This window comes from Arthrobacter sp. NPDC057013, from assembly GCF_042674585.1.
In the GTDB taxonomy this organism is placed as follows: Bacteria; Actinomycetota; Actinomycetes; order Actinomycetales; family Micrococcaceae; genus Arthrobacter.
Map to the genome: position 1 here is coordinate 267,067 of NZ_JBHUSE010000001.1, position 25,520 is coordinate 292,586.

At 61.3% G+C, this 25,520-nt stretch carries 16 protein-coding genes and 3 pseudogenes; 10 read left to right on the plus strand and 9 right to left on the minus strand.

The window, feature by feature from the left end; genetic code table 11:
- Positions 1-92: 92 nt before the first annotated feature.
- The 4 genes and pseudogenes from istB (ACFTSA_RS01320) to ACFTSA_RS01335 form a co-directional block, all read right to left on the minus strand.
- Positions 93-880: pseudogene (gene istB / locus ACFTSA_RS01320) on the minus strand (IS21-like element helper ATPase IstB).
- Positions 877-1,544, minus strand: a pseudogene (locus tag ACFTSA_RS01325) (IS21 family transposase); the annotation flags it as partial. The pseudogenes ACFTSA_RS01325 and istB (ACFTSA_RS01320), both read right to left, overlap by 4 nt.
- A gap of 210 nt (positions 1,545-1,754) precedes the next feature.
- Positions 1,755-3,032, minus strand: a complete 1,278-nt coding sequence (locus tag ACFTSA_RS01330; RefSeq protein ID WP_377948908.1) for a polysaccharide pyruvyl transferase family protein — start codon at positions 3,030-3,032, stop codon at positions 1,755-1,757.
- Positions 3,029-4,489 (minus strand): lipopolysaccharide biosynthesis protein, encoded by a 1,461-nt coding sequence (locus ACFTSA_RS01335; RefSeq protein WP_377948909.1) that lies wholly within the window; start codon positions 4,487-4,489, stop codon positions 3,029-3,031. Before ACFTSA_RS01335 ends, ACFTSA_RS01330 begins: the two co-directional genes overlap by 4 nt.
- A gap of 377 nt (positions 4,490-4,866) precedes the next feature.
- On the opposite strand from ACFTSA_RS01335, the gene ACFTSA_RS01340 reads away from it, so the two are divergent.
- Positions 4,867-5,847 (plus strand): nitroreductase family protein, encoded by a 981-nt coding sequence (locus ACFTSA_RS01340; RefSeq protein ID WP_377948911.1) that lies wholly within the window; start codon positions 4,867-4,869, stop codon positions 5,845-5,847.
- A 1,114-nt stretch (positions 5,848-6,961) separates the two neighbouring features.
- On the opposite strand, the pseudogene istB (ACFTSA_RS01345) reads toward ACFTSA_RS01340, so the two are convergent.
- The 5 genes and pseudogenes from istB (ACFTSA_RS01345) to ACFTSA_RS01365 form a co-directional block, all read right to left on the minus strand.
- Positions 6,962-7,749: pseudogene (gene istB, locus ACFTSA_RS01345) on the minus strand (IS21-like element helper ATPase IstB).
- A gap of 44 nt (positions 7,750-7,793) precedes the next feature.
- Positions 7,794-9,272, minus strand: coding sequence for an IS21 family transposase (istA, locus tag ACFTSA_RS01350; RefSeq protein ID WP_377948913.1), 1,479 nt, complete (start codon positions 9,270-9,272; stop codon positions 7,794-7,796).
- Positions 9,273-9,453: 181 nt separating this feature from the next.
- Positions 9,454-10,476, minus strand: a complete 1,023-nt coding sequence (locus ACFTSA_RS01355; RefSeq protein WP_377949805.1) for an IS30 family transposase — start codon at positions 10,474-10,476, stop codon at positions 9,454-9,456.
- A gap of 1,396 nt (positions 10,477-11,872) precedes the next feature.
- Positions 11,873-13,390: a polysaccharide biosynthesis tyrosine autokinase gene (locus ACFTSA_RS01360; protein WP_377948915.1), complete on the minus strand. Its 1,518-nt coding sequence runs from the start codon at positions 13,388-13,390 to the stop codon at positions 11,873-11,875.
- 209 nt (positions 13,391-13,599) lie between these two features.
- On the minus strand, positions 13,600-14,067 hold the full coding sequence (locus ACFTSA_RS01365) for an Lrp/AsnC family transcriptional regulator (RefSeq protein ID WP_377948917.1): 468 nt from the start codon (positions 14,065-14,067) through the stop codon (positions 13,600-13,602).
- Positions 14,068-14,226: 159 nt separating this feature from the next.
- Here ACFTSA_RS01365 and pdhA point away from each other — a divergent pair, with 159 nt between their 5' ends.
- The 9 genes from pdhA (at position 14,227) to ACFTSA_RS01410 (ending at position 25,180) form a co-directional block, all read left to right on the plus strand.
- Positions 14,227-15,483 (plus strand): pyruvate dehydrogenase (acetyl-transferring) E1 component subunit alpha, encoded by a 1,257-nt coding sequence (gene pdhA, locus ACFTSA_RS01370; protein WP_377948919.1) that lies wholly within the window; start codon positions 14,227-14,229, stop codon positions 15,481-15,483.
- Positions 15,480-16,592, plus strand: coding sequence for an alpha-ketoacid dehydrogenase subunit beta (locus tag ACFTSA_RS01375; protein ID WP_377948920.1), 1,113 nt, complete (start codon positions 15,480-15,482; stop codon positions 16,590-16,592). Before pdhA ends, ACFTSA_RS01375 begins: the two co-directional genes overlap by 4 nt.
- A 4-nt stretch (positions 16,593-16,596) precedes the next feature.
- On the plus strand, positions 16,597-18,144 hold the full coding sequence (locus tag ACFTSA_RS01380) for a dihydrolipoamide acetyltransferase family protein (protein WP_377948922.1): 1,548 nt from the start codon (positions 16,597-16,599) through the stop codon (positions 18,142-18,144).
- Between the two features lie 367 nt (positions 18,145-18,511).
- Entirely contained in the window at positions 18,512-19,327 is an 816-nt protein-coding gene (locus ACFTSA_RS01385) for an MBL fold metallo-hydrolase (protein WP_377948924.1), read from the plus strand.
- Between the two features lie 94 nt (positions 19,328-19,421).
- Complete coding sequence (locus ACFTSA_RS01390) at positions 19,422-19,685, plus strand: hypothetical protein (RefSeq protein WP_377948926.1); 264 nt, start codon at positions 19,422-19,424, stop codon at positions 19,683-19,685.
- Between the two features lie 393 nt (positions 19,686-20,078).
- Entirely contained in the window at positions 20,079-20,273 is a 195-nt protein-coding gene (locus ACFTSA_RS01395) for a hypothetical protein (protein ID WP_377948928.1), read from the plus strand.
- 262 nt (positions 20,274-20,535) lie between these two features.
- A complete protein-coding gene (locus ACFTSA_RS01400) occupies positions 20,536-21,777 on the plus strand; it encodes a MinD/ParA family protein (RefSeq protein ID WP_377948930.1) in 1,242 nt (413 codons plus the stop codon).
- A gap of 158 nt (positions 21,778-21,935) precedes the next feature.
- Entirely contained in the window at positions 21,936-22,970 is a 1,035-nt protein-coding gene (locus ACFTSA_RS01405) for a glycosyltransferase family 4 protein (RefSeq protein WP_377948931.1), read from the plus strand.
- Between the two features lie 80 nt (positions 22,971-23,050).
- Positions 23,051-25,180: an acyltransferase family protein gene (locus ACFTSA_RS01410; RefSeq protein ID WP_377948932.1), complete on the plus strand. Its 2,130-nt coding sequence runs from the start codon at positions 23,051-23,053 to the stop codon at positions 25,178-25,180.
- The last annotated feature ends 340 nt before the right edge of the window (positions 25,181-25,520 follow it).

The following is a 25,520-nucleotide window of genomic DNA, read 5'->3' on the forward strand; positions in this document are numbered from 1 at the left end:
TGTGTCCGCTGGTGGCCAGTAAAACTGCCCGGTGATGGCCAACAGATCTGCCCACTGAAGGTTTCGGCGGGTTGGCCATCGTGGGGGTCGTGTCAGTTCAGTTGGGTGACTCCTTTTCCCGCGAGGGCCTGGGTGAGGCGGATGGAATCGCCGCTGATCTGGCAGACATGGGCGTGGTGCAGGAGCCGGTCCACGGTGGCGGTGGCCAGGGTTTTGGGCATGAGCTCGTCAAAGCCTGCCGGGTGCAGGTTCGATGAGATCGCGACGGAGCGCTTTTCGTAGGCTGCGTCCACGACCGGTAGAGGCCTTCGGCGGCGTCGGTGGCCACCGGCAGGAGCCCGATGTCATCGATCACGACGAGTTCGGCGCGCAGAATCCTGGCCACTGCTCGGGTGATGCTATCGTCGGTGCGGTGGGCCCGGATCAGGGCTCCGAGATCCTCGAGCCTGAACCAGGCCACGCGCATGCCGGCTTCGACGGCTTGCTGGCCGAGCGCTTCGAGGAAGAATGTTTTCCCCGTGCCGGACGGTCCGCAGACGACCAGGTTCTCACGCCGGCCGATCCATTCCAGGGTCCGCAGGGCCTGCTGGGTCGGAGCCGGGATCGACGAGACAGCCGGGTCCCAGGCGTCGAAGGTCTTCCCGGTCGGGAAGCCTGCTGCCTTGCGCCGAGTGGCGAGCATGGACCGAGCCCGGCCGGCTGCTTCCTCGGCGAACAGTGCCTTGATGATCTCTGCCTGTTCCCAGCGCTGGGCGCGTGCGGTCGCGATCAGTTCCGGTGCCAGGGCACGGGCGTGGGGCATTTTCAGCTGCCGCATGAGCGCTTCCAGCTCGGCCGGCACCGGCGGTGCGGTGGTGTTTGTGGTGCTGACCGGGCTCATCGGCTCTGCTCCTTCACGGCTGCGGGTTCAGCGCCCAGACCAGCCCAGGCACCGGTGCCCTGGGTCAGGGACCGGGTCTCGTCCGCGGCGTGGGTGGTCGTGCGCCTGACGTTCGCGTTCAGGATCGAGGGCAGGTCCCCGTGGGCGAAGCGGCCATGGAACGCGGCGTCGCCCAGGGCCCGGTCCACCGCCTCGGCGCCGGCGATTTTGGCCAGCGTCACGGCCTCAGCCATTTTCACGTTCATCCGGGCCGTCCCGGTCCCGGCGGCTTCCACGAGCCAGGTCCTCGCGCCCTCGCCGATGGCCAGGAACTCGGCCTCACCGGCGTTGCGGGCCTTCACTGCGTAGTCGCCCGGGATCCTGGTCCTGGCCCCGGGAAAGTGCTCTTCGATGATCGCGGGGCTACCGGCCTGGCCCGGCCGTGGCGGGCGACCTCGACCGGACCGGCGGAGCCGTGGTGGACGATGATGACCTGTCCGTCGGGCCCGGTGCCGTGGGAGCGGACGAACACCCTCGCGCCGAGCAGATGCGCGGGAACGGAGTACTGGGCGTTCTCGAAGGTGACCATCGGGGTGTTCTCCGGGACCGTGCGGGCCCGTCCGAACGCGACCGTGTGCGCGGTCTCCGGGATCCGGTGCAGCCGGAGCTGCTCCTCTGCCAGCACCGCTGCCAACGGGCAGAATCGCCCGCGGCTTCCGCAACTTCATCAACTACAGACTCAGATGCCTGCCGCCGCCGGCGGCCACCGCCTCTACCGGATCAAAACGACAAACCATGCCTAAATGCGAAGGACCCCTTTAGGAGATGCCAGCCAGATGAGCCTGTAAATTGCTACCGACTAAGGTGGCTGGGTATGACGGGCCGGCGCAGGCCGTTACTCGTGCTCGAAGTTGATCTGACAGAGCGCCCGAACGGCAGGCAGGCTTGAACTCACTTTGTCCAGAATTTCCTCACGATTTCTCTCCACTCCCACCAGGAGGCGAGCAATTCGTCGACCAAATCCAACAGTGGGCTCCACGCAATGATCTGGTATACCGAAGAGCTTCATAAGGCCAGATACTTTGCCCTGCGTCGCCAGCACGATCACGGGGGTACACGTGGAGAGAGCGAGGATTGATAGATGCATTCGACCTGTAACTACGACGTCGGCCTTCCGCACGATTTCCAAGACATCGGTCGGAGACATGAGCTCCTCCTGAAACCGAGCCCGACTAGCGACAGCGCTCCGAGCACGGAGGCTTGAAATGGCGGCAATATCGTCTACGTTGGAGTGGCTCACGTGGGGCAATAGCAAGCAGGAATATCCGAGATCCTCCAGTGTCTCGAGCACGTGCTCGTATTCGACGTTCTGCTCGATTCGGCTGCCGATGAGTCCGCTCACGTTCACCACGGCCATCTTCTTCTCAGCATTTGTATCGGTGTTCATGATGGGACGCGAAGAAGACGTGACTGAACTGCTAGGAAAAGCGAAGACCATGTCCGAAGCCTGAGTTACACTCGAAACATTATCTTTCAGCAGGCGTTCGCATGAATCAGGATCGCGGGGAAGGATTCGTACGCCTGATAGACCCGCTTCGCGGGCTTGTCTGACGATTTCAGGGTGGGCCTTTCCATTCCAACTAAAGCCCAGAATACGTGCCGGAATCCCGGCATCTTGAATCGTTCTCGCGATATTCCATTCGACCATTGAAGAGTGGACGCCGTAGCCACCATCCATTATGTCTGCACCCATAACTGAAAAGCTCGTCGCATTCCTTATGGAGCGTCCCAAGATCCAGATGTCGCGGTAATGCGCAGCAAACTTGGAATAAACCAGTCTTGGAAGTACGAGGAAGCTCACTCTCGAACTGAGAGAGGAGCTTGGCAGGGAGTAGGCATCAGTCGACCTAACAATAGCGACGATTTCATCCTGCACATTTGCAATAAAACTTTCGAACATTGCTTGATCGCCGATATTGCCACTACCTGGCGAGTTGAGTATCACGTGCTTCGATCCGGATGTATCGGTCCGATAGAGGGCTAACCGGAGAAGAGCCCGGTCAGCAACCATCATTACCCGAAGAGGAAATGGCTGCTCGAGTAACTTAGACGCGATACCGCGTAGACTTGTTATCAAGTTTTGACCTGATCGCGCTTTCCAGAGCATCTTCATTTAGGTCCCCCGAGGTTTGTTTTCGACTGTCTTATGTTCTTCAAAGTTCTTGTAGTTAGCCGCAGATCAGCTCTTACCTGAGGGAAAGCCAATGCCAGGCTTAGGCCCAATGCCCATCCAAGCGCCGACGCGCCTAGGGGATCTATCGAGACAAATATCCTTGGTGCGAGCAGGCCTGCCGTGGCTCCTGCAGCACCGACGCCGATGAAGCGAATTCCACCATACAACAAGGCTTCGATAGGAACGCCCAGAGTGCGCATCCAAAGTAGGGAAATCGGCCACGATGTGATCAGCCCTACTGAGTATCCCCAGACCATGCCGTGCGCCCCCCATATGGTACCGATGATTGTTAGGGTCAAGACAATTCCCTTGGTCACTAGGTTGTAGCGGAGGAGGGAAGCCGTTCGGCTCGTTGCGAGGAAAACCCAGTAGGAGACGTAGGTTGTGGCCTGGAAGGTCGTACCCACTGCAAGTATTTGCAGTAGCGGGCTCGCCGAACTCCATTGGTCACCAAGCAGCAATTTGACTATATTTGGGGCAAAGACGATGGCGAATGAAAAGCCGATCGATGCCACGTAGCCCAGTAGGAGCTGCATTACGCGTATCGCCCGATTGAACTTGCGGCGGTCTAGCAGTGGAACAAGTGTTGTGAGGGCGACATTCGTTAAAGGGCCGAATACTTGGTTTACAGGTAGGGATGCTATCTGAGAGGCGCGCGAATAAGCTCCTAGGGCCCCGGGCCCAAACGCGTAGCCAATTAAAACGCTGGGAGCATTAGCGCTCAAATAGTTTACAAACTGTGCGAAACCTAGGTTTCCACCGTAGCGAAGAAAGTCCGTGATGGATCCTTGTCTATCGGGTAGCCCCGGAATCCATTTAGTGAACGTGACTCGACTAAGAAGCAGGAAGGCTGCAGTGCTTAGTTGCATGAATATTAGTGACCAATAGCCAGCTCCCAGCATAGCTGTGATTACGGCGATGCACAGGCCGGTCGCATTTGAAGCGACATCTGTGATGGTCAGCGTCTTGAACCGGAGTAGGCGTGTCAACTCAACCTGATACTGCGCTTGGACTCCGTTGAGAATGAAAATACCTGAAAATGCAAGCGTAATTGCCTGCAGTCTGGCATCACCGTAGAAGGCGGCCAGCGGCTGACTAAGAAGAGCGGCAGCGCCAGCCAATAAAAGCCCGAGGGTGACGTTAGTCCAGAACAGATTGTTTTTCTGACTTCGCGATAAATATTTGACCTGAATGCTGGCAGTAGTTATTCCAAAATCGCGAACTAGCTCCGCGACACCTACGACGGCAGTGACCATGGCTACGAGACCGAAATCCAGGGGAGTCAGCAGTCGGCCCAAGACCACGAGATTCAGGAGTAGGAGCGCCAGCTTGGCCGCCTGTCCAGCAAGCGTGATCAGGCCTCCACGAGCAGCTCTGCGGGCTGTTGATACCGTCATTTTTCGGGGCAGTCCCTTTCTTTGCTCGTGGTCGCAGAGCGGCTCGTTCCGACAGAACTTGCTATAACTCCGAAGTAGTCATGAAGGCTGTGCCACTCAGCAGTGCCAATGGTCTCCACCGACCGCCATTGGTCTAAATCTGCAGATAATACGCTACTGGCCTGTTAGTTCCCCAGAGGTGACGGTGATCGCTGCGTTCGGGCACCACCTGCAGTTGCGAGATCTTCACTATCCTAGCCGACGCACTTTAGGGAAGAGCCTCATGGCGGAACCACCGTGTTACCTGGGTGGCAAAATGGACTTGAGGCAGGCATCCGTCGACTAGAATTTACTGTGCCTCAACGTGCAGGCGCAGCTAGCCTAGGGGGAGATTCAGCGTGGCCAATACTAAGCAGCTTTTCAAGAGAGTCGTCCCAAAGGGACTGTATCGTTCACTCAAGATACGCTACCGGCAATACTCGGTACTCCTGGAGGCCAACCTAGACGCTCTTCGGCATATCAAGTACGGCGCTGAGGAGGACGATCTCTTTTCGGGCGCGGGATCGATGCGAAATGTTGAATGTCAGCTGACAAAGGACTATCACCGGATCGAAAAGGGCTTGGCGCTACGGAATCCAAAGCGACCCTTTGGGGAGGCCGTCAAGCAGAGAATTACGTCGGGTTTGGACGTTCCCGCAGTTGCATCCCAGTTGCCTCTGGTTGCCGTTCACGCGCAGACAGCGTTGTCGGCATTGGCCGATTGGAACGATTCGGAGGAGATCGGTGCGCATGTAAGTCCCACCGTCGATGCCCCGTTAGTCTGGGATCCAATCCTTAGCGCCGAATCGCAAGCGCTGTTGGAACACTTCTTCTCGTCGCGCCGGAGCGTTCGGGCGTTTGATTCGGCTCGCGAAGTAAATGTTGAGGATATCCGAAAGTCAGTCGCTACAGCGATTTCGACGCCTTCAGTCTGCAACCGTCAGGCGTGGCGGGTGCATCTCTTTACCCAAAGTGATGACGTCTCCCGAGTTATCGCTCATCAGAACGGCAATGCGGGCTTTGGTGATACCGTTCCGGCCGTTGCCGTGATTACTGTTGACACTAGATTGTTTGCTGGGGCCAACGAGCGACACCAACGGTGGATTGACGGAGGGCTGTTCGCCATGAGCTTCGCTTATGGCCTCCATTCCAGGGGACTTGCCGCGTGCATGCTTAATTGGTCCATGAAGAACGACGCGTCGGAGCGACTTCGAGCAAGTGCCGGCATTGCAGCCTACGAGGACATTGTAATGCTCGTAGCCATTGGCTACACCGAGAAGTCCTTTCGTATCGCGCGATCACCTAGGCGGCCAATTGACACTGTCCTCGAGGTGCACTGACGACAGTGCTGGATCGGCACTGAACTGAGCAAAGGGGCGAACGATGTATGGGGGCAGTCCGGCGTTCGCAGGCTGATGCCATGTCGTCCGGCGATGCTATCACTGCTCGAGGAGGCGGTAGACAACTTCAGGGAGCGGGTAGAGTAGCGTCGCATTTCATTGCTGGTGGGCACCTGCGTTGCTAGCCATGATTTTCTGCCCCGCAGCGACCAGCTGGTCTGTTCGCTGTTGGGCAGTAATACAGTCCGGACATGTGACTTATGGACCCGCACTCGCAGCCTGGCCGCGTAGCCCTCTTCTGCAGTCTTGGGCAAGTGTCCGTGGACCGACGCCCTGCCCCGGCATCCCGCCCCGGCGGGTTCCGCCAGCAGCCGGCTGGCAGGCCGCGCCACGATGTGTCTGGCCGAACTGTGGTGCGAACAGCCCGTGAGGCTGCCGCTGCCCGGAATGATCGGCCGGACCGTACTCAGTGCGACTCTTTGATGATTTTGTCAGGTCACCGGGCGGCCGCGTTCCGAGCTTGGACCCGCATCCCGAGGGCGAGCGTTTCGATGCCGTAGCTGAACAGTTCCGGGTAACCAGGGTCCGTTCGAAGAACCTCGATATGGTCGCGTTTGAGCGAACCGCGCCCGAAAACTCCGGGTAACCCCGCAGGGTGTCCAGATCGGAGACGTTTTCGCCTCCTGCGGCCAGTGTTGCCGCCAGCGAGCCGAACATAAGTCCGGGGCGATGCGTCGCGCAGGAGGGGAACGAACCGACCCAAACCAGCGGCCGGAATCCCACCGCGTCCATGAAGCCGTTAATGTCCTTCAACTCTGCGTGGACGACGAGCGACTGGCCGGTGAAAGCGACTGGAATCCCACCGCGTCCATGAAGCCGTTAATGTCCTTCAACTCTGCGTGGACGACGAGCGACTGGCCGGTGAAAGCGACTGGAATCCACCGACTGCCGGCAGACTCTTGCAGCGAAAGGGTGCTAATTTGTCAATGGCCAGTAGTTTCTGCCGACCGGCTGCCAGTTAATGTGTCCGCTGGTGGCCAGTAAAACTGCCCGGTGATGGCCAACAGATCTGCCCACTGAAGGTTTCGGCGGGGTTGGCCATCGTGGGGTCGTGTCAGTTCAGTTGGGTGACTCCTTTTCCCGCGAGGGCCTGGGTGAGGCGGATGGAATCGCCGCTGGTCTGGCAGACATGGGCGTGGTGCAGGAGCCGGTCCACGGTGGCGGTGGCCAGGGTTTTGGGCATGAGCTCGTCAAAGCCTGCCGGGTGAAGGTTCGATGAGATCGCGACGGAGCGCTTTTCGTAGGCTGCGTCCACGACCGGTAGAGGCCTTCGGCGGCGTCGGTGGCCACCGGCAGGAGCCCGATGTCATCGATCACGACGAGTTCGGCGCGCAGGATTCTGGCCACTGCTCGGGTGACGCTGTCGTCGGTGCGGTGGGCCCGGATCAGGGCGCCGAGGTCCTCGAGCCTGAACCAGGCCACGCGCATGCCGGCTTCGACGGCTTGCTGGCCGAGGGCTTCGAGGAAGAATGTTTTCCCCGTGCCGGACGGTCCGCAGACGACCAGGTTCTCACGCCGGCCGATCCATTCCAGGGTCCGCAGGGCCTGCTGGGTCGGAGCCGGGATCGACGAGACAGCCGGGTCCCAGGCGTCGAAGGTCTTCCCGGTCGGGAAGCCTGCTGCCTTGCGCCGAGTGGCGAGCATGGACCGAGCCCGGCCGGCTGTTTCCTCGGTGAACAGTGCCTTGATGATCTCTGCCGGTTCCCAGCGCTGGGCGCGTGCGGTCGCGATCAGTTCCGGTGCCAGGGCACGGGCGTGGGGCATTTTCAGCTGCCGCATGAGCGCTTCCAGCTCGGCCGGCACCGGCGGGGCGGTCGTGTTCGTGGTGCTGACAGGGCTCATCGGCTCTGCTCCTTCACAGGGGCGGGTTCAGCGCCCAGACCAGCCTAGGCACCGGTGCCCTGGGTCAGGGACCGGGTCTCGTCCGCGGCGTGGGTGGTCGTGCGCCTGACGTTCGCGTTCAGGATCGAGGCCAGGTCCCCGTGGGCGAAGCGGCCATGGAACGCGGCGTCACCCAGGGCCCGGTCCACCGCCTCGGCGCCGGCGATTTTGGCCAGCGTCACGGCCTCAGCCATTTTCACGTTCATCCGGGCCGTCCCGGTCCCGGCGGCTTCCACGAGCCAGGTCCTCGCGCCCTCGCCGATGGCAAGGAACTCGGCCTCACCGGCGTTGCGGGCCTTCACGGCGTAGTCGCCCGGGATCCTGGTCCTGGTTCCGGGAAAGTGCTCTTCGATGATCGCGGGGCTGCCGGGCCTGGCCCGGTGATGACGGGCGACCTCGACCGGACCGGCGGAGCCGTGGTGGACGATGATGACCTGTTCATCGGGCCCGGTGCCGTGGGAGCGGACGAACACCCTCGCGCCGAGCAGATGCGCGGGCACGGAGTACTGGGCGTTCTCGAAGGTGACCATCGGGGTGTTCTCCGGGACGGTGCGGGCCAGTCCGAACGCGACCGTGTGCGCGGTCTCCGGGATCCGGTGCAGCCGGAGCTGTTCCTCTGCCAGCACCGCTGCCGGTTTGCGCCGGATGGTCCGGTGCTCCCGGTTGTTCACCTCGTCCATGAATGCCTCGCAGGCCGCCTCGAGAGCGGTGAAGGAACCGTAGTCCGCCCGCAGGTTGGTCTCTTTTGGGACGATATCGGCCTTGGCTAGCTTCACGGACGCTTCGACGCCTCCCTTCGTGGCGGGGTCCGCCGGCTGGCAGGTCAGCACTGTGACCCCGTAGTGCCGGGCGAAGTCCAGGGTTTGCTGGTTCCGCACCGGCACCCCGGCCACGTGGGCGGTGGTCACGGTTTTCTCGTTGTCCGTCAGGACATAGGTCGGTGCCCCGCCCAGGATCCGGAAGCAGCGGTCCAGGGCGGCGAACACGCTCGGCGCGGTCCGGTCCCGCAACGGGATCACGATCCGGAACCTCGAGAACGCCAGCCAGGCCACGAACAGGATGGTCTTCACCCCGCCGATCCGTGGTCCGTCGCCGAAGTCGTACTGCAGCCACATTCCTGGCTCGGTGATCCACGGTCGGTGAAGGCGGGTGTGGCCCAGCCGCCACGCGGCCTTGACCTGCGCGATCGCCCGGCGGGTGGATCGCTCGGACCCCGCGTAACCCATGGCGAGGAGCTTCGCGTGGGCTTTATCGGCACGGATCCGTCCTTTGGACGCCTCGACCCATTCCTCGATCTTGGGCAGGTAAGTGTCCGTGACCCGGGGCCTGGGCGCGGGTTCGGCGATCGGCCGGCCGGCGTCCCATGCCGCTACATGCCTGGCTACAGTGTGGTGCGAACAGCCCGTGAGCTCGGCCGTGGCGCGCAACGATCCGGTCAGATCGTAGGCAGCAAGAATTTCCATGATTTCTCCGTCATGCTTCATACAGGGCCTCTTCCTGGGACGACATTTGGTGCGACTAGACACCGTCATCAAATCCCGGGGAGAGGCCCCCACCGCTTAAGACGCGGCAGGTTCAGTAAGGAAGTGGGCAGATCTCATGGCCACCAACGGGCAGTTCTACTGGCCGTCACTTGAATTCCAGGGGTCGTTGCAACACCCGTGCTTAGCTGGCTATCAGTAAATCACGAAGACGCTCCGCTGGGGTGTCCCAGCCCAGTGTTTTGCGTGGTCGTCCGTTGAGTTCCTGCGCGACGTGTTCGAGGTCCTCGGGGCTGTAGGCGTTCAGATCGGTGCCTTTGGGGAAGTATTGGCGCAGCAGCCCATTGGTATTCTCGTTGGATCCTCGTTGCCAAGGGCTGGCGGGGTCGCAGAAGTAGACGTCCATATCGGTGGCGATGCTGAAGGCCTGGTGCTTGGCCATTTCAGCGCCCTGGTCCCAGGTGAGAGATCCGCGCAGGTGCGCCGGCAGGGTCGCCATGGTTTTGATCAGCCCGTCATGGACCGATTCGGCGGTGTGGTCCACCGGCAGATGCACCAGCATCACGTAGCGGGTGGTGCGTTCGACCAGCGTTGCGATTGCCGACTGGTTGTAGGCTCCGGTTATCAGGTCCCCCTCCCAGTGGCCCGGGACGGCGCGGTCTTCGATCTCCGCGGGGCGTTCGGAAATGTTGATCATCGGGTCCCGGAAACGACTGGTGCGTTCCTCTGGATTCCTGTGCTGTTTGCGGCGTGTCCGGCCGGTGCGCAGGGCCTCTTTGACCTCGCGTTTGAGTCCGCCGCGGGCTTGGAAGTAGAGGGCCTGGTAGATCGTTTCGGGGCTCACGCGCATCTGCTCGTCATCGGGGAATTCCTTGATCAGCAGCTTCGAAATCTGTTGCGGAGACCATCGTGTCAGGAGCTTGCTCTTGACGTAGTCGTGCAGTTCTCCGGGTTCTGCCAGCTTACTGGCCTTGGGCCGGGCCCGGGCAGCGGTGGCGGCCCGGTGGGCGCCATAGGGCAGGTAGCCGAGTATCGGGTGGCTGTTGCGTTTGATTTCCCGGCTGATGGTTCCCACGGACCGGCCCAGTTCTCTGCCGATCGCCTGCATCGAGGTCCCGTGGGAGCGCAGGTCCGCGATCCTCTCCCGCTCCTGCAGGGACAGGTAGCGGGCACTGACGCGCTGTTCCAGGGCTTCCAGCGCCACCAGGGCGGGTACTGGCTCCGACGCTGCCGGCCGTTCAGGTGCCGCTGCCGGGGCTGAGGGTTCCGCGAGAGTAGTTGTCACTTCCTGTTTATACGGCAGATCCACGCCAGGGACTTCGGCAGCGGCCGTGTCCCTTGCGGCCAGTTGTCGATCCCAAACATAGGAGCTCTGTTTGCTGGCCCCAACGGCGAGAGCGGCGTCCCTCCGGCCGGCTCCTTCTTGACGCAAGCGCAGATACTGGGCCTGTTTCTCTGATGGCCGTCGCAGGCAAGTAGAGGCCATGCCGGCACCGATAGCCCAGTTCGAGCAGGTGGAGCGGTTCAGGCCCAACTGCGCCGCTGCTGCACTCACGCTGCCGACTTCGCGGAGCACGCTGAGGAACTCCTCAACCATCGCCGGTGAGTAGCGCTGCGGCGGACCGGTCTTTACTGACCGGGCGGTCCCTGGCTTCCTCGCCGCCGGATTGATTCGGCCGGCCCAGGTGTGCGCGGTGCCGATATTCAGCCCCAATTCCGTGGCCGTGGCCACGATGCTGCCGGTCCGATCAAGGACGGCATAGAACTGCTCCTTCTCGGCCTGGGTGTACTGGCGCTTGCGCCTAATCCCGGCAGCGTTGGCCCACTTCTGGCACGTGCTCCTGTTCAGTCCGAGTTCCTTGGCCGCCTCGGCGACGGTTCCCAGACGCGCCAGGGCGGAAAGAAAATCCTGTCGTTGAGCCCGGCTATGGGACTGCTGATGGCGCTTCACCACAGCAATAGCCAAAGGCGCGGATCGCTCCGTTGAACGAGACTTTTTCTTTAAGGACGAACTATTTCTTGATGATGCTTCCATGGGTGTTGCAACTCCGGATTGTCGGAGGTGTTGCAACGATCGCTAGAACCCACCCCAGTGGGCATTTCCGTGGCCGCCTACGGGCAGTTTTTCATGGCCGCTAACACTAATTACCACTTCGCAAAATGTAGGTCTCGACAACCACTATTTTCCCAGTTCAGGACCCTTTCCGTGCTTGAACACACGGCATCAACAGCCGCGCACCATGAAATCCCCGGGCAAACGAACACCCCGATGTTAAGGCCACTTCAAGTTCGTGCAGTTTCCAGTTCTCGTGGTCCTGGTGCTGACCGCGAGCGGGTCGTGCCCGCTGCAGAAGAGGAGACTGGTCGTACTGGCAACTTGAGGCTCTTGGCCCTAATGGCCATTAGCTTGCGTCGAGTTAGCAGGTGCAGCCGGGTTCATACGTCAGCGCGGGCGCACGGATCTTTGAGTTGTCCGGCTGCGTTTCGACCACTAGGAAGAGCTGCTCAATGCAACGTCCAGCCCAGTGATTATCTGTCGCCTCCAAGGCCTGATAACGACGTCATATGGCTTAGGTGTCCGGAGGAGAAGACGCGGCCGGCCTTTACTTGCGGAACCGACCAGCAGGAAAGGACTTCGCGGCTGGCTCCTCGCCACCCATCAGCGTTTTCTCGAAGTCACTTACGCTCTCGCTATACCCCATGTCGCGGTCGGGCGTGCGCTTCTTTCGACCGAGCGTCTTCGTCGGAGTTAGAGCGGTGGACTGGGTCTTCTCATCGTGCGAGTAATAGCTGTATGCATATGCGTCTGGCCCTTTGACTGGAAGGCGATTGAGGACCACGCCTAGGAGGTTGGCCCCAACCAGCTCTAGGGCACTGAGCGATTTTTCCAGATCGTGTCGGCGGAGTTTCTGGGAACCGACCACGAGGACGACGCCCCCTACATGTTGTGAGAGGACTGCCGCATCTGTGACAGGGAGAAGAGGCGGTGCATCGATGATGACTGTGTCGAATGCCTGCTCAAGCCTCTGAACGAGGCGCTTCATCTCGTCGGAGCCCAAGAGTTCGCTTGGATTGGGAGGAATTTGCCCTGACGTGAGTACATAAAGATTGTCACTTCCCCACGGCTGAAGTAAGTCGTTAAGGTCTCCAGCCCCAACCAAAGCCGTCGTCAATCCTGCGTTTCGGTCGAGACCCAAGTACTCGTTTACCATGGGGCGCCGAAGATCAGCGTCTACCAAGCATACAGACTGGCCAGCGTGGGCCAGAGCGATTGCCAGGTTAGTTGCAGTCGTGCTTTTTCCTTCACCGGGTACAGAAGAAGTGAGGAGAACGGTTTGTGCTTGCCCTGAGACATTGGCGAATTGCAGATTAGTGCGGAGCTGACGGAATGATTCGGCCCGGGGACTCTGCGGGGCAGCCTGCGTCAATAGAGGCTTCTTTGTTGCATCTTGATCGAATGAGATCCCGCCAAGGAGGGGTGTGTCTGTTACCTGACGCAGATCAGCTTCACCGCGAATGCGACTGTCAAGGGTCGTTCTTAGGATCGACGCTGCCACGCCAAGCGCCAGCCCGACCAGGAAGCCGAGCAGGAGGTTTAGCTTTGTACTTGGCGCAGAAGGTTCTAATGGGGCCTTGGCGGGTTTGATGACTGAAAGACTAACCGGCGAAGACCCTCCCGTCCTCGGTCTTTCCAACGTGTCAACAACTTTAATGAGGCTGTCCGCCACAGCCTGAGACATGGCTGCAGCCTGCACTGCCGAAGTGTCCGACACCGCGATATTGATGAGCACGGTACTGGTTTCTGTCGTGGCTTTTACATGCGTTGCCAGCTCTTCGGCTGTGACCGGTAGGCCAAGAGAGTCAATGGCCGGTTGGAGCACGGCCGGGGACTCGACCGTCTTGACGTATGACTGAACGCGCGCCTGACTGAAGTTGTTACCTAGTTGGAGGTCCTGGGCGGAACCGGAGCTCTGGATTGCAACGAACAACTGTGTTTCGGCGGTATATGTCGGTTTCGTTAGCACGGACGCGGCCCCACTTACAAGTATGCCGGCCAGTGTCGACGCCACAATGAGTATCCAATGACGTCGTACTAGGCGCATGAAATCGCGTAAGTCCAAACCGGTGTCCCCCTGTGTTGTCGCCGGGGCACCTCGACCGTGTGCCACCAGTACGGCAGTTTTCTGTAGTTCAGCTCATTGTACCCGCGAATGACGCGCCTCATTTCGCTCTGAAATATGGGTTTCCTTTTCAGGTAATAGGGTTTAGCCAGCTCGGGTGATGATCGGCGCGTCTCTACCGTCGGACCGCTAGCAGGCAGAATCAACACTCATCGCGTATCAACGTCCTCGAACACCAGAAACGTCTGGGTGTCCAGCACGCCCGGCATGGACTGAAGTTGATCGAAAATAACTCGGCGCAGGTGCACGTTGTCCACAGCGCGCACGAGCAAGATGACATCGAAGTCCCCGCCAACCAAGGCGATGTGGTGAACCTCGGGGATCGCCCGTAGTTGCTCCCGTAGCTCGCGCCAAGAATGTTGCCGTACTTTCAACGTAACGTAGGCCGATGACTTCAGACCGGCCTTAATCGGATCAACCAGGACCGTGAACTTCGTCAGCACCCCCTGGCCAGTGAGCCGGCCAATCCGCGTGTAGGCGTGCGCCCGGGAAATGTGGACGTTCTCGGCAACCTGCGTCACAGACATCCGACCATCCTTTGTCAGCTCCGCAATGATGTTGCGGTCAACATCGTCCAGAGGCACCGCTGACTGCTCCTCGTCGTCCGGTTCAGCCATTCGTCTACAACTCCCACCCTTTTCACAGCTCACAATTGCGGTTTGTCTTTCACGATATGGCAGATGAACGTACTTCTCCACGATTTACGGTGGCACTGGATACGAAACATTGTCCGGGACGATACTGAAAGTGAATAGTGGCGACAGAAGGACGGACCAATGACGATCTCCGCAAACCACACTGGCCCCGGGACGGCGCAGGTTCAACCCGCACCTGAGCAGACCGAGGACGTGCACCTGCCGGGCGCTGCCGCCGAGGCTGTGCGCAAATTCGGCATCACCGCCGAGGACTACATGCTGCCGGCCCGCCACCAGATCCAGATGGTGGACCAAAACGGCAACCTGAAGCACCATTCCGAACAGGGCACTGAATCCGGCCACGAATACCCGCTGCCCGGCGATGAGGAACTCCTCGCCGCCTATGAGCAGCTCGTTGTAGGGCGCCGGGTCAATGACCAGAACTCCGCGCTGGTACGGCAGGGCCGCATGGCTGTCTACCCTTCCAGCCACGGCCAGGAGGCCTGCCAAGTGGCAGCTGCCCTGTGCCTCGCCGCCGGCGACTGGATGTTCCCCACATACCGCGACGCAGTGGCTGTCATGGCCCGCGGGGTGGATCCAGTCGAGGCCATGACCATCTTCCGCGGCGACTGGCACGGCGGCTACGACCCGCTGAAACACAATGTCGGCATCCAATGCACGCCACTCACCACCCAGCTACTCCATGCGGTCGGCGTCGCCCATGCCGCCAAGCTCCGCGGTGAGGACACTGTGGTCCTGGCCATGTGCGGTGACGGTGCCACCAGCGAAGGCGACTTCCATGAGGCCCTGAACTTCGCCGCCGTCTTCCACCTCCCGGTGATCTTCTTCGTGCAGAACAACCAGTACGCCATCTCCGTGCCGCTGGCCCACCAGTCCGTCGCTCCTTCGCTTGCGCACAAGGCAGTCGGTTACGGCATGGCCGGCGAACGGGTGGACGGCAACGACGTCGTCGCGCTCCTCGCCGTCCTGGACCGCGCGGTCAAGCTCGCCCGCGAGGGTTCCGGCCCGCTTCTGGTGGAGGCGCACACTTACCGCGTGCAGGCCCACACCAACGCCGACGACGCCACCCGCTATCGGCAGGACAGCGAAGTGGCCCAGTGGATGGCCCGGGATCCACTCTCTCGGATGAGGACGTACCTCACCGATAAGGGACTGCTGGACGACGACGGCGAAGCCCGCATTGCGGAAAAGGCCGAGTCGGTTGCGGCGCAACTCCGTAACGGCCTCGGCGAAGAGGTTCCAGTCGATCCCCAGGACCTGTTCAAGTACGTCTTCTCCAGCCCGACACCGCAACTCAAGGAACAGTCGGCCCTGCTTGCCGACGAACTCGCCCGCGAAGCCGCCGGCGCATCAATGACAGCGGAGGCCGCAGAATGAGCCCAACAATTACCACCTCGTCAGAGGCCAACGGCAACGTCAGCTCCGCTACGGCCCGGGCAGCCGCTTCGGCTGCGGCCACAGTGGAAGCGGCAGGACCGCAACCGGTCACCATGGCCAAGGCGCTGAACACCGCGATGGCCGATGCCATGCGTACGGATAAGTTAGTTCTGGTGTTCGGTGAGGACGTCGGCAAACTGGGCGGCGTCTTCCGCATCACCGACGGCCTCATGGCCGCCTTCGGAGAGCAGCGCTGCTTCGACACGCCCTTGGCGGAGTCGGGCATCGTCGGAATGGCTGTGGGTATGGCCATCAACGGCATGCGCCCCGTCGTCGAGATGCAGTTTGACGCCTTCGCCTACCCTGCATTCGAGCAGATCGTCAGCCACGTCGCCAAGATGCATAACCGCACCAAGGGGCGGCTGAAGCTGCCCATGGTCATCCGTGTTCCCTACGCCGGCGGCATCGGGGGAGTGGAGCACCACTGCGACTCCTCCGAGTCCTACTACGCCCACACCGCGGGGCTGAAGGTCTACACGCCGGCCACCGTGGCGGATGCCTACCTCATGCTCCGTGAGGCCATAGACTCGGATGACCCCGTGATGTTCATGGAGCCCAAGAAGCTCTACTGGTCCAAGGACCTGGTGGACCTGGACGCACTGCGCGGGGAGTATGAGGCGAAGGCCGACGGTCGGAGCTCCACCGAAGGCCGGGCGGCTGTAGCCCGCTCCGGCACTGATGCGACGCTGATCGCCTATGGACCGTCCGTTCCCGTAGCCCTTGCAGCAGCGGCGGCAGCCGCGGAAGAGGGACGCTCGCTCGAGGTCATCGACATCCGAACCATTGTTCCGTTCGACGACGAAACCGTCGCCGCCTCCGTTCGGAAGACCGGCCGTGCCGTGGTGATCGCCGAGGCGCACGGGTTCGCGTCGGTGTCGTCGGAGATCGTGGCGCGGGTCCAGGAACGCTGCTTCCACCATCTCGCGGCACCTATCCGCCGCGTCACCGGATTCGATGTCCCGTACCCCGCGCCCAAACTTGAGCACTATTACCTACCCGGCGTGGACCGCATCCTCGACGCCGTTGATGACCTCCAGTGGGAAGACTGATCAGATGACCGAAACCAAGGTATTCCGCCTACCCGACCTTGGCGAAGGACTGACCGAAGCTGAACTCGTCAACTGGCTCGTAGCCGTCGGCGACGAGATCCGCGTGGACCAGCCCATCGCCGAAGTGGAGACAGCCAAGTCAGTCGTCGAGGTTCCATCACCATATGCCGGCACTGTAGCCGAGTTGCACGGCGAGCCTGGCCAGACCCTGGACGTAGGCAAGCCGCTCATCTCGGTGACCCTGCTGGTTGAGCTTAGCGAACCTAATGTCCCGGTGGTTGAGCTTGTCGAAACCCCCGTCGAAACTAAAGCCGCAGAAACTGCAGCAGCAGAAGCCTACCGCGCAGAAGAAAAAGCAGGCTCCGGCAACGTCCTCATCGGCTATGGAACGCCGGGAGGGACTGCAACGGTCCGCCGAACCCGTCCCCGACGTGCCTCCGCGGTCTCGATAGGCTCAATCAGCGGCGCGCCTACGGGCGACCCTGTCGAGACCCCGCGAAGCGAAATGAAGGACCAGAGCGCCAAGCTGACCACCTCACCAGACGACCTCCTTCTCCAGAGCACCCGGGTCCCCGGAAAACTAGGCGCCGTTATCTCACCTCTCGTCCGCCGCATGGCTAAGGAACACGGCGTGGACCTCGGCCATTTGCACGGCTCTGGGGAGAGCGGATTGATCATGCGCCGCGACGTTGAAGCGGCGATCACGAAGCCAGCCGAGGTTGAGCCTGCCCAAACAGAGCCACCGCCACTGGCTGAACCCGTCGAAACCGAGCCTGCCGACAGCCATGTCTCGACAAGCTCGACAAGCCGCGGGCTCGACGCCCGCACTGGCCTGGGAATCACCAGCCGCACCCCTGTCCGAGGCGTCCGTAGGGCTGTCGCCGCCAACATGTCCCGTAGTCGCACCGAGATTCCCGAAGCCACCGTCTGGGTGGACGTCGACGCCACTGCCCTCGTTGAGCTGCGCGCAAGCCTCAAGAAATCCGACCCTCACAACACACCCGGACTGCTGGCTTTCATCGCCCGTTTTGTCACCGCAGGCTTGAACAAGTATCCGGCGCTGAACACGCGGTTCGTCAGCGGCGATGACGCCTCAGGCGGGGAGTCTCAGGAGATCGTGGAGTTCGACGGGGTTAACCTCGGATTCGCAGCGCAAACGGATCGAGGATTGGTGGTGCCGTCGATCCGTAACGCAGGCAAGCTCAGTGCTAAGCAGCTGGACACAGAAATCAAGCGGCTGACCGCCCGCGCTCGCGACGGTAAGGCAACACCGACTGAACTGGGCAGCGGCACCTTCACGTTGAACAACTACGGAGTGTTCGGGGTCGACGGTTCCGCGGCGATTATCAATTACCCCGAGGTGGCGATTCTGGGCATCGGGCGGATCATAGACAAGCCGTGGGTGGCCGACGGTGAACTCGCCGTCCGCAAGGTAACGGAACTGACGCTGACGTTTGATCATCGTGTATGTGATGGCGGAACAGCTGCCGGGTTCCTTCGCTTCGTGGCCGGCGCAATCGAGGCACCTACTTCCTTACTGGCCGACTTGTAGACGAAAGCAGCGATATTCCTTCTCGGACCTTCGCCGTCGCATATTGATTCCGGCGGCGAAGGTCGAGGCATCCTATGGCTTTGTATCCGAATGATCACTGCAGTGGACAGAGGCCATCAGTCGGCCGCCGTCGTCGCTATACGACGTGACATGGTTGGTCATCGCGTTGCAGATGTCACAGTAGTGCCTGTGTTGTTTTGTCCCCATGTGCAGACCATACCAAGTAGGGCATTTCCAATGAGTAAATTCCGACTTGGGGCCGGGGGCGCCGGGTAGAGCGGCAAACCAGTTCCCTGATATTCATCTGCCAGATGGGTAGAATCGAGGCCTGAAGACCGCAGATGCTCCCCAGACGTACGGAGAACGAATGTCACGATGGCTCGACGTCGGCACGGACAACTATGTGCTGGTAACTGAAGGTTCCAACCTCAATACAGGCCTCATCGTGGGGACCGAACGGGCCATGGTCATCGATACCGGCTGCGGGCCGCGGCAGGGCCAAGAAGTCCTGGACGCCGTCCGCGAGAAGACGCCGCTTCCCCTCGTCGTGGTCAACACCCACTCCCACTACGACCACTTCTTCGGCAACGCCGTCTTCGCTGACGCCGGTGTCGAGGAGTTCTGGGCGCACGAAAATTGCGCCGAGGAGATCGGCGAAGACGGCGACGCCCAGCGCAGCGAGGTCACGGACATCGAGCCCGAAATGGCCGCCGGTGAGGGGGAGAACGTGGAGCTCGTGGTCCCCAACGCCATTGTCCGCGATCAACCCGTGCTTGTTGACCTCGGCGGTCAGGCCGTCACCCTCTTCTATCTGGGCCGCGGGCACACCGATGGTGACCTCCTGGTGGGAACCACCACGACCCTGTTCGCCGGCGACCTCGTGGAGCAGGGATCGCACCCCTCATTCGAGGACTCCTACCCCGAAGAGTGGGCTGACGTGCTGCGCCACCTCTCCGCCCTCCGGCACCGCTACGAATTCCTGGTCCCTGGACATGGGGAGCCTTGCAGCGACCGGTTCGTCAAAACCATGGCCGACACCATGACCACGGCCGTCCGGCAGGCGCGGCAGTCCATCCGCGATACCCCGGCAGACGCCACCAAGGCCATTCCCGTGCTGCCCTACGGGCCTGAGCAGTCGCGCTGGTTCATCAAGCGGCTGCAGGAAACCCGTCCGCAGCATTAAACCGAGTAGCCCTTGTGCTCTGAGTACCTGGCACCCGAAAAGACAGGTAGTGACTACGCTATTGGCTGCCCCCAGACGTCCCTAGTTTTGGGTCATGAAGACAGGAATCAGCGCCGCCATCCGCCGCTTCATCGAGCAACACATCGTTGCCGATGACCCGATGCCCGAGCGGTCCTGGCTGGACGTGCAGGACATGCCGCGCGTGCAGGACCATTTGAGGTCAGCTGTGGCGGGCCTGCCCGTGGAACCGCTGCCGCCGCTTAGTGGCCCACACCCCGGCCGCGGCAGGCATCCGCAGCGACTTCGCCGCCGGCTCCGTGGTCATAGTGCTGGCACCCACCGCGGCGACGGAAGCTAGAGCTCGCGTAAGCGGATTGTGGGTGTTGTCTTGCGCATTTCTTGAGGAAACGCTGAGCTTTTCTTGATCTGCCGTACATAGCATCTCCCGCATGGGATGTCGTGGGGGAGTCCGGTACCACAGGGACTCGCGGCGGGAGGCCCGCCGCACTCAGATTCGCCTGCTGTCTTATGCAGGGCTCACAGTCCTGGCAGTGACGACTGCTGTGGTGGTGATGCTGGCCCTACGGGTATAGGGGGTAGTAACAAAGCGTACAAGTGAATATGTCGCTGAAGTTGTTAAAGGGCGTGTCCAGTTGGACAGCGCCCTAGACTGCTAAGTAGGCTGGCGATCGATCCAAAACTGGGGGTCCATTTCCAGCCCCTTTGCCGCACCCGGAGCATGGTCGCACTGATGGCGTCGAAGGAGCTGCCGCTTACGGAGGTCTCAACCGTGGCTGTCACCGATTTTGTACTCGCGCTATCCGCCCTGATGGGGAGCCTGCTGGTTCCGTTCGCCGGGCTCTACTGGATGCTGCGGCGCAAGCGCCGGGCCGCCGCGCCTGCCGCAGTTTACGTTCCTGAGGTTGCCCAGGGGCGTGTGAATTAGCGTGCCATACATCGACATCAACCCGCACCGCAGCAGGCCCAAATGGTGGGGATACGTGGTGCTGGCCGTCCTCCTGGTGGCCACCATCGCCGTCGTGTCAGCAGCACTGACGCACAGTTGACGGATGCCGCTCCGGGCACTACGAGGGGTGTCGCAAGGGTGTTGACCGTTCGGGCAGTTGCCAGCATCTAGAATAGATGCTTGAACCAAGCCAATCGACCACCGCAGCGGGACGCCGCTGTGAGTCCCGGGGGACCGAATCATGCCTGAACCAGCGGATAACCGATTAGCCGAGGCCGATATCGACGAGGCGCAGCCCGAGCTGCGCCGCCGCTTCCGTCGTCGCAATGCCGACGGCTCCGACGCTTGGACAGGAACTTTTCCCGCCGTGACACCTGAGCCCACCGCACCGCCCCGTCCCATCCGCAGCTCCTCTTGGGCGGAAGCAGCCGCGGCCGCCGACGCTCTATCCGACTCGCCGCCCGCCGCAGCTGCTCCGCCGACGCCGGAACGCCAACCAGCGGGAGCACCACCGTCGCGCGTTCCGGAAAGCCTCCTGGAACGGGAGGTGCCGGCGGCGCCCGCCACCGCCATGCCGACCTCGTTCGTCCGCGAGCAGAAGCCGCGACCCAAGAAGGGCTTCCGTGGCTTCCTGTACCGGGCCACTGGCGGGGCCTGGAATCTCGGACTGAGCGCGCTGGAACGTGAGGAGGACGAGCTGGCCCGCCGGATCTCGTGCCAGCTGCAAGGCAGCTTCAACACCGCCGTACTCAGCCTCAAGGGCGGCATCGGCAAGACCTCCACCACCGTGGGCGTCGGCCTTACGCTGGCTGAGTTCCGTGGTGACCCGCCCTGTGCCATCGATGCGAACCCGGACTCCGGTGACCTCGTGGAGCGCGCCCTCGGCGAGGGTATCTACCAGAAGGCCACGCCGCGGACCATCACGGACCTGCTGAGAAACATCGACTCCGTCGACTCGCTAACTGAGCTGTCCCGCTACATGCACCACTCGGGCCGGCTGCACCTCATCGCCGGCGAGCAGGACCCCGAGGTGTCCGACTCGCTGACGGCCGAGGAGTACCTGCGGATCCGCAAGCTCATCTCCAGCTACTACTCTGTGGCTCTGACCGACTGCGGCACCGGTGTGACGCACAACGCGATGAGTGGGATCCTGCAGTCCGCCGACAACCTGATCATCGCGGCCGGCTACGCGGTTAGCGGCGCCAAGCGCGCCCGCAGCACCCTGCAATGGCTGGCAGGCCACGGCTACGAGGAGCTGGCGCGCAACGCGATTGTGGTGATCACGGACAAGGACGAGGTATCCAACCGTGTGGACAAGGACGCCATTGAGGAGCACCTGGCCGGGATGTGCCGGGAGCTCATCGCCGTGCCGCACGACAGGGGAGTGGCGGACGGCGACCTGGTGACCTTGGACCACCTGAAGCCGGAGACCCGGCGAGCGTACAAGGAGATAGCGGCTGCGATCGTGGATGGGTACCGGTAGGCGCGAGGTTCGCGAACTGTCCACTGCATTGCGTCTAGCACGGAGGGCCGCGTTCCAGGGCTCATTGCCGGGGGAACTCAACGATCCTTGTGGACCCCTGCACGAGCATAACCTTGCACTATGATTCTCAGGGGAAATGATCGATTTTAGGGGGATGCGTGGGCAGGACCGCGGCCGTTGTTTATTGGTTCGATGAGGCCGGGACCATCCGGGATGGCGGAGGGATACGCGCCTTTGCCTGGCGCGACGCTCTCCACTCCCTCGGATTCGACGTCAACTTCGTCGGTATCCTGCCCGCGCCGGCCGAAGGAGACTCCGCAAAGGGAAGATTGTCGTCGATAAAACGGTCAATCATGCCGCTCCCCTTCGAGCGGAAGCTTCCCGCGTTTGAACGGGCAAACTTAACCGTTCTCACCGTCCCCGGCGTGTTCCGTTCGGGAGCCCGCCAGCTGAGAGGGAGGCCCGTGATCCTTGACTGGATGGACCTTTGGAGCGACTTCGCCGCATCATCAGGCGACGGGCTCCTAGCAAAGGCGGGCGGCTACTATCAGTCAGGCGTGTGGCGAAAGCGCGAGCGGCTAATCCCCGGGTCCGCCACATACAACACGTATGCCGGTCATCATGATTACCTCATGCAGTCAGGGCGTTCTCAGGCAGCGTCGTCTTGGCTGCCGACACCCCAGCCCCTCAGGACCCCACGTGATGTGCACGGGCGTCCCAGGAGGCTTGGATTCATAGGCAACATGAACTACGCCCCGAACGAACTGGACCTCCGCGCTTTCCTTGCAGAGAATGCCGCAAGGCTCACGGCTGCAGGATACGAGATCGTGGTGGCCGGATTCGGTTCCGAAAAGGTTTCCAGATGGGGTTTCCCCATTGAGGTCGTCGGGCCGGTGGCGGATACCGCTTCATTCTACGAAAAGGTCGACGCGGCCATTGTGCCAGTCTCCAGCGGAAGCGGGATCAAGGCCAAGGCCGTAGAGGCGCTGTCCTTCGGGGTCCCAGTTCTCGGTACCCATCACGTCCGCAACGGTTTCGCACCTGAATTCTCGCCGTACATTCTGGACATCAGCATGCTCTTGGATAGCCGCCCGGAGGAACTCCCGGTCGTTCCCCGTGAACTCTATGCCGGGCGGTTATCCCCAGCTGCTTTCACGCGTCACGTGGACATGATCACCCGTTTGATGACGTAGGCCGGATACAGGCTCTCAATAGGTGTCGTAGCCGGTCCGGATAGAATATGCCTTGTCTCGGGTCTCAAAATGGGGGAAATATGGCCGTGTCCATGCTCAAAAGCCGGGCCTCAGTGGTAGCGCCGTCGAAGAAAAACCTACGCGCCGATATCCAAGGCCTTCGGGCCTTCGCTGTCCTCGCAGTCATTGCCAGCCATCTGGTGGGATGGCCAACTGGCGGCTTTGTGGGCGTGGATGTCTTCTTCGTGATTTCCGGCTTCATCATCACTTCCCAGCTCCTGCGTGAGAAGGAGAAGACCGGAAGCATCTCGTTTGCAGACTTTTACCAGCGCCGCGTGCGGCGCATTCTCCCCGCCTCGCTGACTGTTCTGGTGGTCACCGTTGCTGCTGCCTTCGCTTTCCTCCCTAGGGGGCGGGCGGCCGAGACGCTGACAGACAGCGTCTGGGCGCTCCTGTTCTCTGGGAACTGGCGGTTCGCTGTGGCGGGCACAGACTACTTCCAAGAGGGCCAGCCGCCTTCGCCTATCCAGCACTTCTGGTCCCTAGGTGTTGAGGAGCAGTTCTACTTCGTGTGGCCGTGGTTGATGTTGCTGATCTTCTGGGTAGTGTCCAAACGTGGCAACGCTGCTAACGGGCGCGTTTTGGTTGGTTGGGTCATGGTCGCGATCATAATCGGCTCGTTCGCATGGGCCGTTTATGAAACGGCGACCAATCCGGCGTGGGCGTACTTCTCTACGACCTCCCGCGCTTGGGAGCTTGGAGCCGGAGCTTTCGTAGCTGTTGTCTCGCCAGTCCTAACTCGCATTCCTACGGCACTCCGTCCAATCATCGCGTGGACTGGCTTTGCCGGGATGGTGGCTTCCGTCTTCATAGTCACCGCAACTCCGGGATTCCCTGCCCCCTTCGCGGCGCTTCCGGTGCTATCGACGGTGACTGTAATCATCGCCGGCACTGGCGGGCCAACTAGGTTCCTTTGGCCCCTCACGAACCCCATCAGCGGTTACATCGGGGACATTTCGTACTCTCTCTACCTATGGCACTGGCCCGCAATCGTTCTGCTGGTCGCGTTTATCCCGGCGGGAAACCTCACATATTATGTGACAGCGGGAGCCATCAGCCTGGCTCTTTCCGTGGCGTCGTATCACTTCATCGAAAACCGGTTCAGAAATGCACCGAAATCGAAGCGTGGACGCCGCCAAACATCTTTTGACCCAAACGGGCAGGCCGTCGCCATCGCCATGGTTTCTTTAGCCGTACTTGCCGCCGCGGTTTCCGGCGCTGCCCTAGTCAAGAACCAGCCGACTGGTGAACCTCAGGCGGACGTCCCATTTGTACTCAAGTCGGCCGCGGATGCCAAGAGTGCTGAAACCGCAACGACCACCCCCACGGCCAAAGCCGCACCGAAATGCCTGGGAGCTGGCTTCCTGAACCCGTTAAACGGCTGTAAGCCAGGCGTGCTGGGTGGCACCCTCATGCCATCAATAGACACATTCGCCCGCGACAACGGGGACTCCTTCAAATGCTGGCGTGAACAGAGTAAGCCCCTGAACGCGTGCAGTATCGGATCGGTCAAGCCCAACGCAGTTCCGATTGCGCTGATCGGTGACAGTCACGCGGCTTCCCTGATTCCAGCGATCCAAGAATTTGCCGTGGCTAACAACTGGAAAGTCGACGTATTCGTTGGTTACAGCTGCCAGTGGATGGAGCAGCGCCCCGGATATGACTGCTATGACGTGATGAATGAGATACGCGGAAAAGTGGAAGGCGGTAAGCCTTACATGGCGGTGCTCACCACTGCGGCCCGCGGCAAGACGGGCACTGACGTCGGATATGCGGCCAGCATGTTCGCTAACGCTTGGCGGCCAGTGGCTGACCGGGGCACTAAGGTGATTGCCATTGCCGATGTGCCGTCTGTGGATCCCGAGGCGCTCTCCTGTATCACCCGTATCGGCTTCAACGTAGACAACAACGACTGCTCAACGACCCTGGAAGACGCATCTCAGACTGCCGATCCGCTGGTACAGGCCGTGGAACTGGTGCCAGGCGCGGTCCTTGTTGACCTTGCGTCGCAATTCTGTACCGACATCGAATGCCCGGCAGTCATCGGCAACGCCATCGTCTACCGTGATTCGGCAGCCCACATCACTGCCACCTATGCGAAGTCGCTGGCCCCGTACCTGAACAAGCAATTGACGGCGGCGCTTAAGTAATCGCCGCCATCGTGGGCGTCAGGGACTTCAATCGTGGCGGCCGGAACGACGTCCTTGCCATCGAAAAGACGGGCACGCTTGGGTGTACCGGGGAAGCGGAGCCGGCGCCTGGCTCGGACGCTCGCAGGTAGGAACCGGCTCCGATCTGACGGTGGGTCTACTGACGACCCTTTTGTAGTGAAAGGGCTGTTGCGAGGTTCGCAAAGCTCGTCCGGGAGACCGAGAAGCAGATCGGCGACCTGAAAAAGAAAATCGACGGCACCATGCGGTCTCTTGACTGGGATGATCCGATCAAACGCCGTATCGACTCATCGTTGTCGTCGATACTCTCCAGCATCAC